We start from the raw sequence: 18,328 nt of genomic DNA on the forward strand, positions 1-18,328 counted from the left end.
TCTGGTTCTGAAATCCGGTGGGGAAAGGGGCTGCGTAAGTGCCCGCAGTTCCGACCCCAACCTTTTTCTGCAAAACGAACCATGAAAAAAAATCTGTTTTCCCTCGCCCTCGTTGCCCTGCTGGGCGCTGCCAGTGTTCAGTCGGCTTCGGCCCAGGCCAAGATGACGCCCGCCGGTACGGTGATGGTCGGCGGTGAAGCCATGTACGCCAACAAGAACATCGTGGAAAACGCGGTGAACTCGAAGGACCACACCACGCTGGTAGCCGCCGTAAAAGCCGCTGGCCTCGTCGAAACCCTGCAGGGTAAAGGCCCCTTCACCGTATTTGCCCCCACCAACGCCGCCTTCAACGCCCTGCCCGCTGGCACCGTCGAAACCCTGGTAAAGCCCGAGAACAAGGCTACGCTGACCAAAATTCTGACTTACCACGTGGTAGCCGGCAACATGACGGCCGAGAAAATCATGGCTGCCATCAAAGCCGGTAAAGGCACGGCTACGCTCAAAACCGTAAGCGGCGGCACCCTGTACGCCACCATGAACGGCCCGAAAAACGTAGTCCTGACCGATGAGAAAGGCAACGTATCCTGCATTTCGACCTACGACGTGATTCAGAGCAACGGCGTGATTCACGTAATCGACAAAGTATTGATGCCCAAAGGCTAAGTCACGTAAGGAAGTCTCCTTACGACTGGTAGATTTCCTCCTCGAAAAAGCCCGGCTCCTTGAGCCGGGCTTTTTTATTGCGGTAAGCGCACCGAAGCCGGCCGCGCTTCAGCTGCCCTGTTGTTTATTCTGCTGGCCCGCGTCTGTCATCCTGAGCTTGCGAAGGGCCTTCCTCACCTACCCCAGTGAAGTTTCTGCCAACGTAAAAAGCCTTTTCCACGCAGGCAGGAAGAGGCTTTTTACATTTACTCAGGCTTGTCACAAAGGCGAGGCAGGTCCCGCGTTCTGCTCAGGATGACAGACGCGGGCCAGCAGAATAAACAACAGCACAGACCAAACAACGGCAGTGCCCACCTCAGATTTCCAGCGCCGCGTCGCCGCCCACGGGGTAGCCGGTGCAGGTCAAAACCAGGCCGCGGGCGGTTTCCCGGTCGGTTAGTACTTCGTTGTTGGCCATCCAGACGGTGCCGGCGGTGCAGCGGGCGGCGCAGTTGCCGCACTGCCCGGCCTCGCAGCTGTAGGGCAGCACCAGACCCTGCTGTTTGGCCGCCTGCAGAATGGTTTGCGGGTACTGCACCCGCAGCGTGTGCTCCTGTCCGCGCACCCGGATGCGCACCTCATGCGCCTCGGTATCGGGCGGGATGCTGTGGGGCACGGTGGCCGTGGCGGTGTTGAACAGCTCCCGCCGGATGTGGCTCAGGGGCAGGCCGGCTTCGTGCAGGCCGTAGGTGCCCATGCGCATGTAGTTCAGCGGGCCGCACAGGTAGGCCAGTGTGGCGGCTGGCGGGCCGGGCGCGTAGTGGGCCACCAGCTGTTCCAGCAGTTCCTTGTGCAGATGGGCCCGGGCCAGGTTCGGGTCGGTGCTGAAGAGCATTTCCAGATGTAGCCGGCTGGGGAAGCGCCGGGCCAGCTCCCGCAGCTCGGCCCCGAAAATGGTGCTGGCCTCGTTCCGGTTGCTGTACACGAGCAAAACCCGCAGCTGGGGCACCGCGTGCAGCACCGTTTTGAGCACCGAAAACAACGGTGTGATGCCGCTGCCCGCCGCCAGCAGAATCAGCTGTTGGTAGCTGCTAATATCGTCGGGCAAGGTGAAAAAGCCGGCCGCCCCGAGCGTGTGCAGCTCGTCGCCGGGTTGGGCCTGGTCAATGAGGTAGCGCGACACCACCCCGTTGTCGACGCGCTTGACTGTAATGGTTAGCGGCTCGTGCAGGGCCGGGGCCGAGCTGATGGAGTAGGAGCGCCGCGCTTCCTGCCCGTGCCGGGTGTGCACCAGCGTCAGGTACTGGCCGGGCTGGTAGGGCAGGACGGTGCCGGCCGGCGGCTCCAGCACGAAGCTCTTGGTGTCGGGGGCTTCCGGGCGGATGGCGCGGATGGTGAGCGGAATGTAGGGGGAAGTCATGCCGGGCAAGAGACAAAAAAATAAGGCCGGGAAATACGTTTCCCGGCCTTATTCTACGCACAATTCCGGCCGCTTACGCCTTGGCCGGCTGCAGCTGGCTCAGCTCTTTGCTGATAAAGTCGAGCTCCTCGCTGGAGAGCTTTACGTCGATGGCCTTGGCGTTTTGCACGGCCTGCTCGGCGTTGCGGGCCCCCACCAGGGCTACCGTAATGCCGGGCTGGGCCAGCGTCCAGCGCAATACCACCTGCGAGAGGCTGGCGTTCTTGCTTTCCGCCATCGGCCGGATTTTGTCCAGAAACGCGTTGACGCGGGTCACGAACTCGGGCTTGAACAGCGGGTGCGTGGCGCGCAGGTCGCTGGCGTCGAAGTGCTGGCCGGGCTTGATTTTGCCCGTCAGCAGGCCCAGTTGCAGGGGGCTGTACGCCAGAATAGCCTTGTTGTGCTCGATGGAATACGGCACTACTTCCTTCTCAATGTCGCGGCGCACCATGCTGTAGGGCACTTGGTTGGAAGCCAGCTTTACCGTTTTTTCGGCTTCGGCCATCTGCTGGGCCGAGTAGTTGCTCACGCCCACGGCCCGCACCTTGCCTTGCTCCACCAGCCGGCTCACCGCTTCCATCGTCGCGTCGATGGGCGTCGTCACGTCGGGCCAGTGAATCTGGTAGAGGTCAATGTAGTCGGTGCCGAGGCGGCGCAGGCTGTCTTCGCACTCCTTGATGATGCTTTCCGGGGCGGCGTACTTGTACACGTCCAGGTCGTGGCCGCTGTTGTCCTTGGTTTTAAAGCCAAAGTCGCCCCGGGGCTCGGGCAAGTCCCAGCGCATGCCAAACTTGGTCAGGATCTGCACCTTGTCGCGGGGCAGGCCCTTGATGGCTTCGCCCACAATTTCCTCGCTCAAACCCATGCCGTAAATCGGGGCCGTGTCGATGGACGTCACGCCCAGATCGTAGGAGGCCCGAATGGCGCCCACCGCGTCGTTTTGCTCGGTGCCGCCCCACATCCAGCCGCCGGCCGCCCAGCTGCCAAACGTAATAACCGAGGCGTGCACGCCCGAGTTGCCTAACTCTTTGTACTCCATATTGCTTTTGTAAAAATGATTCCGGAAAGGCCGGCCACCAGTGGGCCAGCCATAGCCTGACTAACCGCCGGCCCGGCCCGAAGGTTACGGCCGAGCCTGATCTGGGCCCGTAGCTTTCGGGCTTTCCGGCCTCCTTGCCCCGTCGGCCGGCGCCGGTAGCGGAGCTGGGCCGGGGTGTTGCCCGGTGAAGGCGTGGCCGGGCAGCCGGGGCGTGGCACCCCGGCCACCAGCCTGATTTGCTTACCTTCGGCAATTACCCTGCGGCCGTGCGGCGGCATCTGGTGCTTGTTATCCGCTTTTTTGCCCAGCCCATGCCCTTACGCATTCTTCACGAGCTGCCCTTTCTGGCCATCTGCTACGACCCCCGCCACCACTGGCTGCTGGCCGAGTGGCACGGCTCCATCAGTCTGGCCCGGGCCCGGGAAGGTGGCGAGGCTGTTCTGGCGTGCGTGCGGACCGCGGGCAGCTCCAAGCTGCTCAACGACAACCGGCTCGTAACCGATATGTGGCTCGAAAAGCCCGACTGGCAGCAGATAAGTCTGTTTCCGCACCTCTACGCGGCGGGCCTGCGCTACATAGCCTGGGTGTACTCCCCCAATCTGTACGGCCGTTTTTCCGTTGACCACGCCCTGGACCTGGTAACCCACCCCGTAGCCCGGACCTTCGAAGACCTGGACCTGGCCCAGCAGTGGTTGCAGCACCAGTAGCGGGCCGCTCTAGCGGCGGTAGGGAAACGTGCGGGCCGAGTTGCGGACCAGCACCCGGGCCAGGGTAGCCGGGCTGGCGCTTAGCTCACCTACCTGCTGGTGGTCGAACTTCCAGACCAGCTCCCCGCTCTGGCAGTCGTGAATGGTTACGTTGGTCAGCACTTCGCTCTGGGGTACGCCAACGTTGGTGAGCATCAGCAGGGCCACGGCCACCCCATTGGGCAGGGGCTGAAACAAGGACGTTTCGCCCGACAAAACAGCATCCACGCCCAGAGCGGCCTTGAGCTCGGCCATGCTGTGGTCGTTGAGGTTGGCGTAGGTAATGCCGGCCCGCTCCAGGCGGCTGTTGGTTTCAGCCACGTTCTGAAACTGCACCGAGTAAGGGTGCTTGGTCTGGCGCAGCACCAGTTGCCTGAGCAGCTCCTGCTGCAGCTGGTAAGCCACTACTTTGCGCTGCTCCTGCTGCTTGGCCTCCCAGCGCTGCCGGCGCTTTTCCACTTCTTCCGGACTTACGTCGGTACCCACGTAGGCAATGGGCTCCAGGTGCAGTTTGTCGAGCTGCACGTCGAAGGGCAGAATGGCGACCAGCTTGTGCTGGCTCAGGGCCTGGGGCACCAGCTCCCGGGTGCTGTAGCTGCGTTGACTACAGGCGGTAGCTGCCAGGAGCAGCAGGGCAAACAAACCGGAACGAATCATAGCAGTGGGGGCAGGAAGGTGGTGGGCAAATATCCGGCTTTGGGTTCGGGAAACGAACAGGGAGGCCGGGTTATTCTCCCGGCCGGGCCCGAAACGGGTGGGCCCCCACGGCCAGGCGTTGCAGCAGCTGCACGGTGCGCTTGAGGCGGGTTTCGCTCTGCTTGGCGCTGCTCACGTGGTAGGCTATGGCCCGCCGCATACTGACGTTGTGCCGCTCGAAGCCCGCCTGGGCCTCGGGCCACTCGGCCAGGCCCTCGGCCAGCTCGGGCGGCAGGTCCACCGTGTCGGGGGTGGGGTCAAGGGCCAGCTGCACGGCTACCACCTGGCCCAGGCGCAGCCCGGCGGCCTTGCAGGTAGCCTTGTTGACCATGATGCCCTTCTCGCCGTTGCCCAGGGCCAGCAAGCCCAGCCGGATGGGGTAGCCGTTGATGGAACCCGTCAGGCGCTTGGCCTTGGGACCCAGCTCGGCCAGCACCAGCGGGGGCACCCGCACAATCTGGGTGGGCATAAAGCTGGGGCCGCCGGCTTCGAGCGGGGCCTCAAAGGCGCAGAATGATTCGGGGGTGGGCATGGGCGGCGAGGTAGCGGCGTGAACCCCGGGCGGGGCGGCGGGTGTTAGGCGCAAGTAAGCACCCGGCAAACATTTAAGCTACTTCCGGCTTATTAGGCCTGCAAAATCCTTTTGAGACATGAAAATAGAAATCTGGTCCGATATCATGTGCCCGTTCTGCTACGTGGGCAAGCGCCGCCTCGAAACCGCGCTGGCGCAGTTTCCCCACCGCGCCGAGCTGGACATCGTCTGGCGCAGCTTTGAGCTGGACCCCACCATGCAAACCAAGCCCGGCCAAAGCATTCATCAGTTGCTGGCCGAGCGCAAGGGCATGTCGGTGGAGCAGGGCCGCCAAATGAACCAGCACATGGGGCAGGTGGCCCGCGAGGTGGGCCTGGAGTTCGACTTCGACCACATGCAGCCCGTCAATACCTTCTTGGGCCACCGCTTTATCCACCTGGCCGCCCACCACGGCAAGCAGGATGCGGCCAAGGAACGGGTGCTGGCCGCCTACTTCACCGAGGGCCGCAACGTGGATGACCTCGACACGCTGGCCGAGCTGGGCGCCGAAATCGGCCTCGACCCGGCCCAGGTGCGGGCCACGCTGCAAACCGACGCCTACGCCCAGGACGTGCGCCACGACGAGTACCAGGCCCGCCAAATCGGGGTGCGGGGCGTGCCTTACTTCGTCTTCGACGACAAGTATGCCGTATCCGGCGCCCAGCCCAGTGAGCTGTTTCTGGAAGTGCTGGACAAAGTGTGGGAAGAAAAGCACCCCGCCCCCACCGTGCTGGCCTCCGGCGACGCCTGCGGCCTGGACGGCAGCAACTGCTAAGCCGCGCCCGGCCCGTATATGCCTCCACAACGGCCACTTCCCCGGCGGGAAGTGGCCGTTGTAGTTTAAAAATTCCTGAAAATGCCCCGGGACAAGTCCCGACGGCCTTCCCCGGTTCCACAAATGCTTCGGGACAAGTCCCGACGGGCTTCAGCACGTATAAAAATGCCCCGGGACAAGTCTCGAGGCATTTTTATACGTGCTGAAGGCCTTCGAGAGTAGAAGCGGCGCCCTTCATGGGTTCCGGTAGTGCCTCGCGAGTAGAAGCGGCTTACTTTTTGAACTACCAAAAGGGCTCCGCTTCGAGAAGCGGAGCGTTACCAGGCTTGCAAAACGAGAAGCGGGGGCCTACCAACGCGGCGTAAGGCGGCTGCTTCTCGAAGCGCGGCATTATGCAGGATGACGAGTGGTAATCCTTTTTACCGAATTCGTACTCCTTATAGCACGCCCAGCGCCGTCAGCTCCCGGCGCAGCTGCTCGGCCGACTGGAAATGCACCGTTTGCATGCCCACGGCCTGGGCGGCCAGAATATTTCGCTCGTTGTCGTCGATAAACAGGGCCTGGCCCGGCTCGATGCTGTAGCGGGTAAAGAGCGTGTGGTAGAAGTCGGCAAAGGGCTTGCGCGACTTCTCCGTGCCCGACACCACGATGCCCTCGAACCAGTGCAGAAACTCGAACTGCTCCAACGCCACCGGAAACGTCTCGGCCGACCAGTTGGTGAGGGCATATAAGTGGAAGCGGCCACTGGCCCGCAGCTCGGTCAGCACGTCCACGGTGCCCGGAATGGCGCCACCCAGCATTTCGGGCCAGCGCCCATAAAAGTGCTCAATCAGCTCCCGGTGCTCGGGGTGCTGCTGCACCAGCAGGGCCGTGCCCTCGGCCAGGCTGCGGCCCGCGTCCTGCTCCTCGTTCCAGTCGGGCGTGGCGACGGTGCTCAGGAAGTGGTTCATCTGCTGCTCGTCGGCAATGAGCTTCTGGTAGAGGTAGCGCGGGTTCCAGTCGATGAGCACGCCGCCCAGGTCGAAAACGATGGTGGTAATGGGGGAGGAAGTCATAGCGAAAAAACAAAAGGAAAGGCCGTGGGCCCGATTCGGCATACTTGCGGGCCGGGCCGGATGTTTTACATTTGACCGGCCCGTCCGCGGCGCGGCATTATGCCGGGCGGGCAAAGTTCTTTATTCCTACTCAATCCTACCTTATTACCGCCTCCTTCATGGCCTACTCCTTACCCATTATTTCGCTTGTCCGCGGGCTGCTGGCCGGTGCCCTGCTGGCTTTACCGTTGCTGGGCTTTAGCCAGGAAACCCGCAAAGTGACCAAAGCCGACGGTCAATGGCTCCGGGAAGTATTTTACGTGCTCAAGTCCGACAAAAACGTGCGCCACGGCCGCTACGAGGTGCACCGCAACTCCAGCTCCCAGCCCGTGGCGGTGGGCTACTACCGCCAGGGCCGCAAAGACAGCACCTGGACCGAGTATGCCCCGGAAACTGGCCGGGTGCTGGTCAAAGGCGCCTTCCACGACGACCAGCCCGTGGGCGTCTGGACCTTTTATACGCGCACCGGTATGTTGAGCCAACAGTACGACTACACCACGCACCAGGTGCTGCTCAGCCGCCCCGAGGGCCAGCAGGGCTGGGTGCTGGCGCGCCTGCCCACACCCGGCCCCGACGGCGGCCCCCAGCGCCCCGACATCGAACCGCAGTACATTGGGGGCATGTCTGCCTTGCAGGGTCACTACATGACCGTACAGTTTCCGCGCATTGGCGTAATGGGCCGGGTCAATGGCGAAGCGCAGGTCGTGGGCACCATCGGCGTCGATGGCCACGTCTCGAACTGGCGCGTGATACCCAGCAGCTGCGGCGGCTGCGACCAAGCCATGCTCGACATGCTCAAGAAGCTGCCCAACCACTGGATTCCGGCCGAGTACGGCGGGCAGCCGGTGGCCACCGAGGTGCTCTTTACCATGAAGTTTCTCGGCATTCAGCCCCGCATGTAGCGGCCGAAATGCGCCGCGCGTTGGGCTGATTCAGGGTCGGAAGGTATCTTTGAAGAAGGCGGAGCCGGCTGGCCCGGCCCCTGGCTCAAGCATACCGTCTTCAACTCCTATTTCTATTGCCTTAATGTCCTTGCGTTCAATCCGTCTTGCCCCGTTGGCTTTCGTACCACTGCTGTTGCTTATGGCCCCGCTCCGCGGCTTCGGGCAGCAAACCAAGAAAGTCACCAATTACAGCACCACGCCCATTTCCAACGAGGTGTACTACGTGCTCAAATCCGACAAAGCGGTAAAGCATGGCTCCTACACCTTATACCGGGGCCGGCAGCTGGCGTTGGCTACCCAGGGCCACTACACCCAGGGCCGCAAAGACAGCATCTGGACCAGCTACGACTTCAGCGGGACTACCGTGGTAGCCAAGGGCGCCTACCAGAACGATCAGCGCACCGGCCTCTGGGAATTCTACACCACCAAGGGTGAGCTGGAGCAGAAGTACGATTACGACGCCCGCCAGCTGGTGTACGCGCGGCCCGGCAAAAGCAAGAGCCTGTCGGTAACGCTGCGGGAGCCCACCGCCAGCGGCCAGACCTGGCCCGACGTGGCCCCGCTGTACATCGGGGGCTCGTCGGCCATTTCCGGCCAAATGATGCTGCTGCGCTACCCGCCCCAGGCCATGCGCAGTGGCGTGAGTGGCAGCGTGCAGGTAGCCTTCACCATCGGCAAGGACGGCACCTGCTCCGATTACCATGTCACGCAGGGTATCGGGGCGGGCTGCGACGAGGAAGCCCTGCGCGTGGTGCAAAGCCTGGCCAACGGCTGGATTCCGGCGCAGGTGACGGGGCAGCCCGTGGCCGTGGAGTGCGTCATTCCGGTCAAGTTTCAGCTGGGCGCCCCCACCGTGACGCCGGCCCGCTAATAGGGTGCATCACCAAAAGCAAAGGCCGGTTTCCCTCGGGAAGCCGGCCTTTGGCAATACTACGGGGTAAGTCGTGCTTACTTTTTCACGGTCACCAGGGCCCGGGCCTTGTCCACGGCCTTCATTACCCGAAACAGGTTGCCGCTCCAGATCTTGTTGATATCCTTTTCCGAGTAGCCGCGCTTGACCAGCTCCAGGGTCAGGGCGGGCAGCTCGCCCACGTCGGCCAGGCCGGTAAGGCGGGTGCCGCCGTCGAAGTCGGTGCCAATGCCGACATGGTCGATGCCGGCTACTTTGACCACGTGGTCAATCAGGTTGGCCGCATCCTGCACCGTGGCCAGGGCCACCGGATATTGCGCTTCCAGCTGGAGCAGCTCGGCCTGGGCCTGCTGCTGCTCGGCGGCTGGCAGGCCGTACACGTTCAGGAAGTTCTTGATGTTCCACTTCGCGAAGAAAGCCTGCTCGGCGGCCAGGCGCTCGGGCGTTTTGGCCTCGGTTTTCACGTAGGCGCTGTAGAGGTTGAGCTGCACCACGCCGTCGTTTTTGGCCAGGGCCCGCAGCATGTCGTCGCTCAGGTTGCGGGGCACGTTGCTCAGGGCCCGGCTGCTCGAGTGCGACGCAATAATGGGGGCTTTGGTCAGGCGCAGCACGTCATAAAAGGTCGAATCGGAGGCGTGCGACACGTCTATCATCATGCCCAGGCGGTTCATTTCCACCACGGCCTGCTTGCCGAAGGCGCTCAGGCCCTGGTGCTCGGGCCCGGTGGGGTCAGTGGCCGAGTCGCAGATGTCGTTGTTGGAGCCGTGGCAGAGGGTGATGTAGCGCACGCCCAAGTCGTAGAACGACTTCAACGAGCCCAGGTCCTGCCCGATGGGGTAGGCGTTTTCCATCCCGATGAAAATAGCCCGCTTGCCCACCCGCCGAATCTGCAGGGCCTGCTCCTCGGTGGTGGCCAAATCCAGGGCGGAAGAATGCGCCTGAATGGTGGAGCGGATGGCGTTGAAAATGGTCAGGGCTTCCTGCTTGGCCGCCGCGTTGCCTTCGGGGGTGCGCGGGCCCTGGCCCAGGTACACGGCCCAGAAAGCGCCGTCGAGGCCGCCGCGCTGCATTTTGGGCAGATCTACCTGGGCTTCCTGGGAGTCGTGGTCCTTGCTGATGTCGAAGCCCGGCTTCACCAGGTTGATGGGCGTATCCTGGTGCGAGTCGAGCACGAAAGCCTGGTTGTGAATCGTGTTGGCCTTGGTCACCAACGCCGGATCTGGCTTCTGCGCCAGGCCCAGCCCGGGGCTGAGCAGGGCCAGCAGAACGGGCAGCATACGGAAGTAAGAATTTTGCATAAAATCAGGGTGCTGAATACTGTCAGCCCTCAAAATTAATCATTAGTGCCCAGCCTACCACTGATGGGCTAAGAAGAGGAAATATGTATTTTTATGTAAATATCTAGTTAGTAATGATTTGCGTTTGAAAAATAATTCTGCATGACGAGTAGTTTTGGCTCGGCTGGTATAAAATGCCGTTGAATGAAAAAGTGCTTGGAAGCGAGGTAGTATAACTTTTGCAAGGATGGGAATGGTATTTTCAACTTGAAAAAAGGCCGACTTCGTTTTTGCCCAGCCCCAGCCCGTGGGGCATAAATAAATGCCGGTCGTACCCGCCGCCCGTCGTAGCTTTGCCGCTTGGCCATTTAACTTTCGGGCCCGTTTTATGAAAAAACAACTACTAGTTGCCATGCTGCTGGCAAGCAGCAACCTGATTTTTGCGCAGTCCGGGTTTCGGGCGGGCTACGTACTGCCGCTGAGCGGCGACACGCTGCGGGGCGAAGTTGACTACCGCGGGGAGCAGCGCAACAGCCTGCTCTGCCGGTACCGGCCCTCGGCTACCGGGGCCGTGGTAGAGTATCAGCCGGGCCAGATCCGGGCCTACGGTTTTGCCGGCGGCACCAACTACCAGAGCAAGACGCTGCCCGAGAAAACCACGGCTTCCGCCTTTTTAGAGGCGCTGGTGCTGGGGCGGGCCGAGCTGTTTCACCGCGTAGATGACCGTAACCAGGACCGCTACTACATCGGGACGGCCGCTACGGCCCCGGCGGTGCAGGCCTTGGGTATCAGCGACACCACCGTGACGCGCTACGACGAAACCCAGCACCGTAACGTAACCACCCAACAGCGGCTCTACACCTTTCGCAACGTGCTCTGGCCTATCATGGCCGATTGCCCGTCGGTGCAGACCACTGTGGCTAAAGTCGAGCTCAAGCAAACTTCGCTGATTAAGCTTGTATCGGCCTACAACACCTGCATCAACCCGGCCGCCACCAAGACATTTACTCCCAAAAACAACTCGGCTACCCGAATCAGCGTGCTCGGCGGCACACACCAGGGCACGATACGGGTGATAAATGAAGCAAACAACACCGAGCATGAGCTGGACAAGTCCCAGGGGGCAGCTTTCGGAGTTGGCCTGGATATTCCCATGCGCCGGTTTAATCCCCGGTTGTCGTTGCTGCTGCAGGCCCTGTACGTGCTGCAAAATTACCACTCGACCTACGTCGAAGCCAGTCCCAACCGCTTCAACGGCGACGACATCACCAACAACGAGGTCAAGGCGGAACTGGCTACGCTGCGGGTGCCCCTGATTTTGCGCTACAGCTTTATGCGGGGGCGGGTGCAGCCGTTTGTGGAGGCCGGCTTTTTGCCTTCGCTCAATGTGCTGCGCGACGCCAGTGTACGGTCGGAGCGGCCCCGCTTTCAGAGCGTCGACACGTACGTGTTTCCCGTGCACCGCTTCAACGTGGGCGCGGGCCTAGTGGGCGCCGGGCTTTCTATCAAAGCTGGTTCGGGCAGCGTGCAGCTCGAAATGCGCGCCGACCGTTACGACGGCACGTCGGACCCGATTCACGGCCTTGCTCTGAGTGGCACCCGCGGCCTGACTTTGCTAGCGGGCTACACGTTCGGTGGTTAAGAACGAACGTACCCGGCTTGCTTACGCTTAAGTGGCACCCCAACGTCCACAAAAAAACGCCCGGCGCAAACCGGGCGTTTTTTTGTGGACGTTGGGGTGCTAAGCTGGCTTAGCGGATGCCCCCGGTGGTAGCGCCCGAAGTAGAGCTACCCGAGGTGCTGCGGCCACTGGTGGAGCTGCCGCTGGTGCTGCCCGTGGAGCGGGTTTTGGTGCGCGTAGCTTTGCTCGACTTGCGGGTCGACGATTTGGTGCTGCTCGACGAGCCCGAGCCCGACATGGAGCCGCTGGTCATTGAGCCGGAGCCGGAGCCCGAACCGGAGCCGCTGCCCGAAGTGGTAGCGCCTGAGGTGGAGCCGGTGCCCGACGTGGAGCCCGAACCCGAGGTGCTGCCGTAGGTGGAGCTGCCCACCGTGGTGCCGCTGGTGGTAGTGCCGCCGCTGCCGGTGGTGCTACCAATGGTGCCGGTAATGGCGCCCGAAGTGGTGCCCGAGGTAGTGCCGGCGGTGCTGCTGCCCGAAGTGCTGCTACCGGAAGTGCTGGTACCCGAAGTGGTTTGGGCTTTGGCGCTGGCCATGGTGGCGGCCACAACGGCAGCCAGTATCAATACCTTTTTCATAAGAACAGTTGGTTGGGTTGGTTGAGTTAGGTGAGCCGAAAGCCGTGCTTTAAGCCGTGTTAGTCAGCTGATTACGGGCGCCTTACCAGCAGTGTTCCAAATAAAGTGAGAAGCGGGTAGTAACTTCTTAACCGTCAAGAGCTTGTTTTTTTGCTCCGGTTGAGCTTCCGTGGGACCTGGCCGGGCTTTTCGTGGTAAGCTCAACAACTAATTCATTGCCAAGTAAATAGATGCTTGCTCGGCTATTAACACGGACTTTCGGTGGTGCGTACAAGGAGAGTTTTTTCCGCTAATCCTATAAGGTTATGGCTCAGCAGCAGAACAACTCCGCGCCGGGGTGGGTAGCCCCCGGTGGTCTGTCCCCGATTCCTAAAGAAGCACTGTTTCGTTTGTTAGACGAGGAAAACATTCAGGAAAAAGACCTGCCCAAAAAGCTCAAGCACCTAGCCGATAAGCTGCGCCCAACCTACGAGCAGACGGCTGGCACGACGCTTCAGGCGGCCGATATGGATGCTTTTCGGGCGCTGGTGGGCCGGGAGGCCACCGAGTGGCTGGCGCGCCGGCCGCACGCGTAATTGCCATTCTCAGCAGCCTAAAAACACCGCGGGCCCCACGGCTTCTTCCCGGTAGAAGAAGCCGTGGGGCCCGCGGTAGGGAAAGTAACCCGGTAGGTTACTGCTCGGTCGTAGTAGGTTTTTTAGCCGCTCCGGTGCCCGACTTGCCCCGGCTGTTCTTGCCCACGGTTTCGCTATTGGTGCTGCCCGTGGCGCTGCCCTGGCGCGTCGATTTCGTGGTGGAGCTGGAGCGCGAAGCCCGGGTGGGGCCGGTAGCGGGAGCCGTGTTCATGGGGCGGCTGCGGGTTTCGGTCTTGGCCCCGGCCTGCGTCGTCTTGGGCGTGGTAGTGTTGGGCGACTGGCTGGTCTGGGCCGCTGCGCTGCCAACGGTGCCGGCGAGCAGGGCTGCAAAAACAAGCGTGAGTTTCATAGCTGGGAGTAGTAAGTGAAAGAGTCCGGCGCGTGAGCCGGGCCGGGGCTCAGTAGTACGGCGAAGCAACAGCTTGCGTTGGTCCGGCGCTGCGGATTACAGCCTACCCAGGTTTACCGGCGCCAGAATAATGATGCCCGGGGCGTGCCCGAGCAGCCCTCGGTTGCGGCGGCCCCAGGTTCCGAGGGAGCCGGCAGCACAGCCCCAGCAGCAGGCATACCACGGCGAAGCAGTTTCGGGCTAATTAGACATTCCGTTTGGCGGTGGCTTCGCACCTCAACACAGGACCGGCCAGCATTGCAGTGCCGGCCGGTCCTGTTTTCGCCTACAGTAGCGCCTTATTCGGCGGTGGGCTTATCGTAATTGAACATCCAGTCGATACCAAACCGGTCGGTGAGGATGCCGAACTTGGCGCCCCAGAAAGTATCCTGCAGGTCCATTGTGATGGTGCCACCCTCGGCAAACTGCTGGAAGAGGCTGGTAATTTCCTCCTCGCTCCGGCAGTTCACCGACAAGGAAACCATGTTACCCTTCGTGACGGCCTGCTGACCCGCGTCGGAGGCCATCAGCACCAGGCTACCGTTGGTCAGGATGGCGTGCAGCACGTTGTTCTGGGCCTCGGCGGGCAGGTTTTCGGCGGCGGGTGTGCCGGCGTAGGTCTGCATCTGCAGGTCGCCGCCGAGGCGCTGCTGGTAGAAAGTCATGGCTTCGCGGCAGGTGCCGTTGAAGGCCAGGTAGGGGGTAAGGGCAGAGGTAAGCATGGGGAAGAGAAAAAGTGGAAAATGAAGTTGCGGCAGGAGGTGATTTTTACTAATATATATAGTATTATTGCCTTTGGGTACTCTGGTGTCGCCAACAAAATTAGTAATGCGGCGGCGCTATATAGGGGGCCATTCCGACGAATTCAGGGTGGATTGCGACACCCGCCGTACTTAAGATTTCATCCTATGAAACACATTGCCATCCTGGTTCCGCAGGGCGCCGTTCTGGGCAGCATCGAAGGCCCGCGCCTGGTTTTCTCGGAAGTGAATGCCCTGCTGCGCCGCATGAACAAAGCTCCGCTGTTCGACATTCAGCTGGTGGGCTTGCAGACCCAGACGCCCGTGTGCGGGGGCCTGTACTCGGTGTACACCCCCCATTTGACTGCGGACGTACCCAAAACCGACTTGGTCATCATCCCGGCCGTGGATGGGGACCCAGCCGTGGCCCTGGCCAACAACCACGCCTTTCTGCCCTGGATAATTGAGCAGTACCGGGGTGGGGCCGAGGTGGCTTCGCTGTGCCTGGGCGCGTTTTTGCTGGCCGCCACCGGCCTGATTGACGGGCGGCAGTGCACCACCCACTGGGCCGCCGCCCACGACTTTCGCCGTATGTTTCCGCAGGTGGAGCTGGTCGAGGACCGGGTGGTGACCGATGAGCACGGTATTTATTCCAGCGGCGGGGCTTTTTCCTACCTCAACCTGGTGCTGTACCTGGTAGAGAAGTACGCCGGCCGCGAAATTGCCCTGATCTGCGCCAAGGTGTTCCAGATTGACATTGAGCGGGTTAGTCAGTCGGCCTTTATCATGTTCAACGGCCAGAAGGAGCACGGCGACGAGCCCATCAAGAAGGCCCAGGCCTACATTGAAGACAACTACCAGGACAAGATAACCGTGGAGCAGCTGGCCGATATGCTGGCCCTGGGCCGCCGCAACCTGGAGCGGCGCTTCAAGAAAGCCACGTCCAACTCGGTGGTGGAATACATTCAGCGGGTTAAGATTGAGGCGGCCAAAAACAGCCTGGAATCGACGCTGGAAAACGTGAATGAGGTGATGTACCAGGTGGGCTACTCCGACCCCAAGGCGTTTCGTAGTACTTTTAAGCGCCTGACGGGCCTCTCGCCGAAACAGTACCGCAACAAGTACAACCGGACGCTGGCCCCGGCGGCGTAGCGGCAGGTGGCTTACCGGGAGCGGGGCGCCGCGGCTGCCCTCCATTTTACTTTTTGCGGCACGTATGAGCTGGTTGAGCGTTTCGGGAATAACCCTGCAGGAAAGGGGCAACACGGTGTTAGAGGATATCAGCTTTAGCCAGCGCCAGTTTCAGAAGCTGGCCATAGCCGGCGAAACCGGGGCCGGCAAAAGCACGTTGCTCCAAATCATTGCCGGCCTTACCCAGCCCACGACCGGTACCGTGCGCTTCGAAGACCGACGGGTGAAAGGCCCCGTGGAAGTACTGATTCCGGGCCACCCGGGCATAGCGTTTCTCTCACAGCACTTCGAGCTGCCGCCTTCCCTGCGCGTAGAGCAGGTGCTGCGCTACGCCAGCAAACAGCAGACCGTGACCACCGAGCAGCTCTACAACCTGTGCCGCATCGGGCACCTGGCCACGCGCCGTACCGACCAGCTTTCGGGCGGCGAACGGCAGCGCATTGCGTTGGCCCGCCTGCTGCTCACGGCCCCGCGCCTGCTCCTGCTCGATGAGCCGTTTTCCAACCTCGACCGGGGCCACCGCCAGATTCTCAAGGCCGTTATCCACGACATTGGCGCCCAGCTGGGCATTACCTGCCTGCTCATTTCCCACGACCCGGCCGATACCTTGTCGTGGGCCGAGCAAATCCTGGTGATTCAGAGCGGGCGGCTTGTGCAGCAGGGCCCGCCGGCCCTGATTTACCGGCAGCCGGTGAATGAGTACACGGCCGGCCTCTTCGGCGACTATAACCTGCTGCAAGGTCCGGTGGCGGGGGGCCTGGCCGCTGGTGCCGGCCTGCCCCGGCGGCGTAAGCCCTTGCTGCTGCGTCCCGAAAACGTGCTGCTAGGTCCGGAAGGCGGGGAGGCCGGGTTGCCGGCTACGGTGCAGGAAGTGCGGTTTTTCGGGAGCTATTCCGAAGTCGACGTGCGGCTGCAAAACACTACTATTCGGGTGAAAACCACTGCTACCCATCAGGTTGGGCAAGCCGTAACGGTGGCCGTGGCGCCCGAGAATTTCTGGTATCTGTAAATCTGGGCCGGTTGTAGAGCTGGGCTACCGGCGTAGCTTCAAAAAAGCCAGTCTGGCTTTACTCAAACCAGTGCACGGTGAAGGTCGTGCCCTCGTTCACGGCACTGCTCACTTCGAGGTGGCCCCCGTGGCTGTCGAGGATGCGCTGCACTAGGTAGAGGCCCACCCCGGCCCCGGGCACGCGCGGGTGCTGGCGCTCAAAGAGGTGAAAAGCCGGCGCCGTGCCGCCACGCAGCCGCATGCCCAGGCCATTGTCGCGCACGGTGAGCTCCGGTTTGCCGGTGGGCGAGAGGCGGCTGGTGAGTACAATGTGGGGCGCGCGGGCCGGGTGAGCAAACTTTAGGGCGTTGCTGAGCAGGTTGTGCAGCACGCTGCGCAGGTTGGCCCGACCATATACCAGCGTCGGCGCCTCCTGGGTCTGAATGTCGATGAAAGCCTGGGTTTCCTGCACCTGGGTGCGTAAGCCCAGCAAAACTTCCTCCACCACGCTGCTCAGGTCCAGGGCCTCGGTGGGCGTGGCCAGCTCCCGCTGATCCTGCACGGTGGCGGCTAGCTCCTGCAAAGTGCTGTCGAGCTGGCGCAGGGCCTCGTCCACCATCACCAGGATGTCCTTTTGCTCGGGGTCGTGGAAAGTGGCCGTGCGCTTGAGCTCCTCAAACAGGCCCCGCAGGTTGAACAGCGGCTGTTTCAAGTCGTGGGAAGCCGTGTAGACGAACGTGTCCAGGTCGCGGTTGGTGCGGGCCAGTTCGTCGTACTGGCTTTGCAGCACTTCGCGCAGGCGGTGCTGGTCGTCCACGTCGGTGCAGGTGCCAAACCAGCGCAGGCCCCGGGAGTCGGTCAGGCGCCGGGCCCGGATGATGTGCCAACGGTACACCCCGTCGTGGCGGCGCATGCGGTACAGGCCCTCGTAGTCGGCGCCGCTGGCCACGCTCTGCACCCAGCGCCGGGCGGCGGCGGCCTGCTCACTGGGGTCGAGCAGACCCACCCAGCCGGTGGGGCCCAGCTCCTCGGGGGTGCGCCCGGTGTACTCGGCCGTGTGGCGGTTGTAGTAGTCGATAAAGCCCTCGGCAGTGGCCGTCCAGATCAGCTGGGCAATGCTGTCGGCCAGAAAGCGCAGCTCGGCCTCCCCGCGGCGCAGGGCTTCGGCCAGTTCCCGCTGGTCGTGGATTTCGGTAACGGCCCCGTGCCAGAATACGGCTTTGTCGGGGGCGTGGAGCTCGGGCAGGGCGCGGCTGAGCACCCAGCGGTATTGCCCGTCGTGGCGGCGCAGGCGGTACTCGAAGCTCCAGCCGATACCCCCGGCCCGGGCCGCATCCGACTGATACAGCACCCGCAGCCGGTCGTCGGGGTGAATCAGCAAGGGCCAGATGGCGTTCAGGTCGGCCGTGGGCGGCTGGCCGGTGAAGTAGTACCACTGCGGACTCACGTACTCGTACTGCCCGTCGGCGTCCACGCTAAAAGTAATCTGGGGGGCCGTTTCGGTGAGCACCCGCAGGCGGGCGTCGAGGCGGCGGGTTTCCAGGGCCAGCTCGTGGGCGCGCTGCCGGGCTTCTTCCTGACCCGTCACATCCACGGCAAACAGCAGCAGGCCCTGGGTTTGTTCGTCCTCATCCTGCAAGGGCTCCAGAGCCAGGTCGAAGTAGCGGGGCGTGGCGGCCTGACCGGCCTCGCCGGGCAAGGGCAGGGCGTAGGCTTTGGCCACGTAAGGCCGGCCCGACTGATACACCTGCTGCATTACCTCCAGCAAGTCGGCGGCCAGGGTGCCCAGGTGGTTGGCCAGGGGCTGACCTTCGGGCGTGTCGCCGCCGAGCAGGGCCTGCATGGCCTCATTTACGAACCCATAGCGCAGCTCCGGCCCCAACAGGGTGGCAATGCCCGCGGGCATGTGCCGGAGAATACTCTGAAGCTGCTGTTCGCGCATGAACGGGGTGGGCAGGGAGAAAAGGACTGCAAA

Annotated in this window: 19 protein-coding genes; 9 read left to right on the forward strand and 10 right to left on the reverse strand. The window is 62.4% G+C overall.

Features of this window, described 5'->3' with window-relative positions; all coding sequences use genetic code 11:
- Window positions 1–81: 81 nt before the first annotated feature.
- Window positions 82–663, forward strand: a complete 582-nt coding sequence (locus CLV45_RS13810) for a fasciclin domain-containing protein (protein WP_100337062.1) — start codon at window positions 82–84, stop codon at window positions 661–663.
- A 355-nt stretch (window positions 664–1,018) separates the two neighbouring features.
- Here CLV45_RS13810 and CLV45_RS25555 read toward each other — a convergent pair whose 3' ends face one another.
- The gene (locus CLV45_RS25555) at window positions 1,019–2,062 is read right to left on the reverse strand and encodes a ferredoxin--NADP reductase (RefSeq protein WP_100337063.1); all 1,044 of its coding nucleotides are present in this window, start codon (window positions 2,060–2,062) and stop codon (window positions 1,019–1,021) included.
- Between the two features lie 73 nt (window positions 2,063–2,135).
- Window positions 2,136–3,140 carry an aldo/keto reductase gene (locus tag CLV45_RS13820; protein WP_100337064.1) on the reverse strand — a complete coding sequence of 335 codons (1,005 nt, stop codon included), beginning with the start codon at window positions 3,138–3,140 and terminating at the stop codon, window positions 2,136–2,138.
- A gap of 311 nt (window positions 3,141–3,451) precedes the next feature.
- On the opposite strand from CLV45_RS13820, the gene CLV45_RS13825 reads away from it, so the two are divergent.
- A complete protein-coding gene (locus CLV45_RS13825; RefSeq protein ID WP_157807486.1) occupies window positions 3,452–3,847 on the forward strand; it encodes a hypothetical protein in 396 nt (131 codons plus the stop codon).
- 9 nt (window positions 3,848–3,856) lie between these two features.
- Here the strand turns inward: CLV45_RS13825 and CLV45_RS13830 are convergent, their stop codons facing one another.
- Window positions 3,857–4,543: a hypothetical protein gene (locus CLV45_RS13830; protein WP_100337066.1), complete on the reverse strand. Its 687-nt coding sequence runs from the start codon at window positions 4,541–4,543 to the stop codon at window positions 3,857–3,859.
- A gap of 70 nt (window positions 4,544–4,613) precedes the next feature.
- A complete protein-coding gene (locus CLV45_RS13835; RefSeq protein WP_170061868.1) occupies window positions 4,614–5,168 on the reverse strand; it encodes a YdeI/OmpD-associated family protein in 555 nt (184 codons plus the stop codon).
- A 64-nt stretch (window positions 5,169–5,232) separates the two neighbouring features.
- On the opposite strand from CLV45_RS13835, the gene CLV45_RS13840 reads away from it, so the two are divergent.
- Window positions 5,233–5,928, forward strand: coding sequence for a DsbA family oxidoreductase (locus CLV45_RS13840; RefSeq protein ID WP_100337068.1), 696 nt, complete (start codon window positions 5,233–5,235; stop codon window positions 5,926–5,928).
- Window positions 5,929–6,365: 437 nt separating this feature from the next.
- On the opposite strand, the gene CLV45_RS13845 is transcribed toward CLV45_RS13840, so the two are convergent.
- Window positions 6,366–6,983, reverse strand: a complete 618-nt coding sequence (locus tag CLV45_RS13845) for an HAD family hydrolase (RefSeq protein ID WP_100337069.1) — start codon at window positions 6,981–6,983, stop codon at window positions 6,366–6,368.
- 158 nt (window positions 6,984–7,141) lie between these two features.
- On the opposite strand from CLV45_RS13845, the gene CLV45_RS13850 reads away from it, so the two are divergent.
- The gene (locus CLV45_RS13850) at window positions 7,142–7,924 is read left to right on the forward strand and encodes an energy transducer TonB (protein WP_100337070.1); all 783 of its coding nucleotides are present in this window, start codon (window positions 7,142–7,144) and stop codon (window positions 7,922–7,924) included.
- Window positions 7,925–8,105: 181 nt separating this feature from the next.
- Window positions 8,106–8,837 (forward strand): energy transducer TonB, encoded by a 732-nt coding sequence (locus tag CLV45_RS13855; protein ID WP_157807487.1) that lies wholly within the window; start codon window positions 8,106–8,108, stop codon window positions 8,835–8,837.
- 77 nt (window positions 8,838–8,914) lie between these two features.
- On the opposite strand, the gene CLV45_RS13860 is transcribed toward CLV45_RS13855, so the two are convergent.
- The gene (locus CLV45_RS13860) at window positions 8,915–10,153 is read right to left on the reverse strand and encodes a dipeptidase (protein ID WP_100337072.1); all 1,239 of its coding nucleotides are present in this window, start codon (window positions 10,151–10,153) and stop codon (window positions 8,915–8,917) included.
- A 388-nt stretch (window positions 10,154–10,541) separates the two neighbouring features.
- On the opposite strand from CLV45_RS13860, the gene CLV45_RS13865 reads away from it, so the two are divergent.
- Window positions 10,542–11,795, forward strand: a complete 1,254-nt coding sequence (locus CLV45_RS13865; RefSeq protein ID WP_157807488.1) for a porin family protein — start codon at window positions 10,542–10,544, stop codon at window positions 11,793–11,795.
- 109 nt (window positions 11,796–11,904) lie between these two features.
- On the opposite strand, the gene CLV45_RS24980 is transcribed toward CLV45_RS13865, so the two are convergent.
- Window positions 11,905–12,411, reverse strand: a complete 507-nt coding sequence (locus CLV45_RS24980) for a hypothetical protein (protein WP_157807489.1) — start codon at window positions 12,409–12,411, stop codon at window positions 11,905–11,907.
- 305 nt (window positions 12,412–12,716) lie between these two features.
- Here CLV45_RS24980 and CLV45_RS13880 point away from each other — a divergent pair, with 305 nt between their 5' ends.
- Window positions 12,717–12,986 carry a hypothetical protein gene (locus tag CLV45_RS13880; protein WP_100337076.1) on the forward strand — a complete coding sequence of 90 codons (270 nt, stop codon included), beginning with the start codon at window positions 12,717–12,719 and terminating at the stop codon, window positions 12,984–12,986.
- Window positions 12,987–13,083: 97 nt separating this feature from the next.
- Here the strand turns inward: CLV45_RS13880 and CLV45_RS13885 are convergent, their stop codons facing one another.
- A complete protein-coding gene (locus tag CLV45_RS13885; RefSeq protein ID WP_100337077.1) occupies window positions 13,084–13,395 on the reverse strand; it encodes a hypothetical protein in 312 nt (103 codons plus the stop codon).
- A 338-nt stretch (window positions 13,396–13,733) separates the two neighbouring features.
- Window positions 13,734–14,156: a VOC family protein gene (locus tag CLV45_RS13890; protein ID WP_100337078.1), complete on the reverse strand. Its 423-nt coding sequence runs from the start codon at window positions 14,154–14,156 to the stop codon at window positions 13,734–13,736.
- A 186-nt stretch (window positions 14,157–14,342) separates the two neighbouring features.
- Here CLV45_RS13890 and CLV45_RS13895 point away from each other — a divergent pair, with 186 nt between their 5' ends.
- Together CLV45_RS13895 and CLV45_RS13900 are read left to right on the forward strand one after the other, a co-directional pair.
- Window positions 14,343–15,326, forward strand: coding sequence for a GlxA family transcriptional regulator (locus CLV45_RS13895; RefSeq protein WP_100337079.1), 984 nt, complete (start codon window positions 14,343–14,345; stop codon window positions 15,324–15,326).
- Window positions 15,327–15,390: 64 nt separating this feature from the next.
- Window positions 15,391–16,374, forward strand: a complete 984-nt coding sequence (locus CLV45_RS13900) for an ABC transporter ATP-binding protein (RefSeq protein ID WP_100337080.1) — start codon at window positions 15,391–15,393, stop codon at window positions 16,372–16,374.
- Window positions 16,375–16,432: 58 nt separating this feature from the next.
- On the opposite strand, the gene CLV45_RS13905 is transcribed toward CLV45_RS13900, so the two are convergent.
- Window positions 16,433–18,295, reverse strand: a complete 1,863-nt coding sequence (locus tag CLV45_RS13905; RefSeq protein ID WP_100337081.1) for a PAS domain-containing sensor histidine kinase — start codon at window positions 18,293–18,295, stop codon at window positions 16,433–16,435.
- Window positions 18,296–18,328: the final 33 nt, after the last annotated feature.

It is taken from the genome of Hymenobacter chitinivorans DSM 11115 (assembly GCF_002797555.1).
GTDB classification, from domain to species: Bacteria; Bacteroidota; Bacteroidia; order Cytophagales; family Hymenobacteraceae; genus Hymenobacter; species Hymenobacter chitinivorans.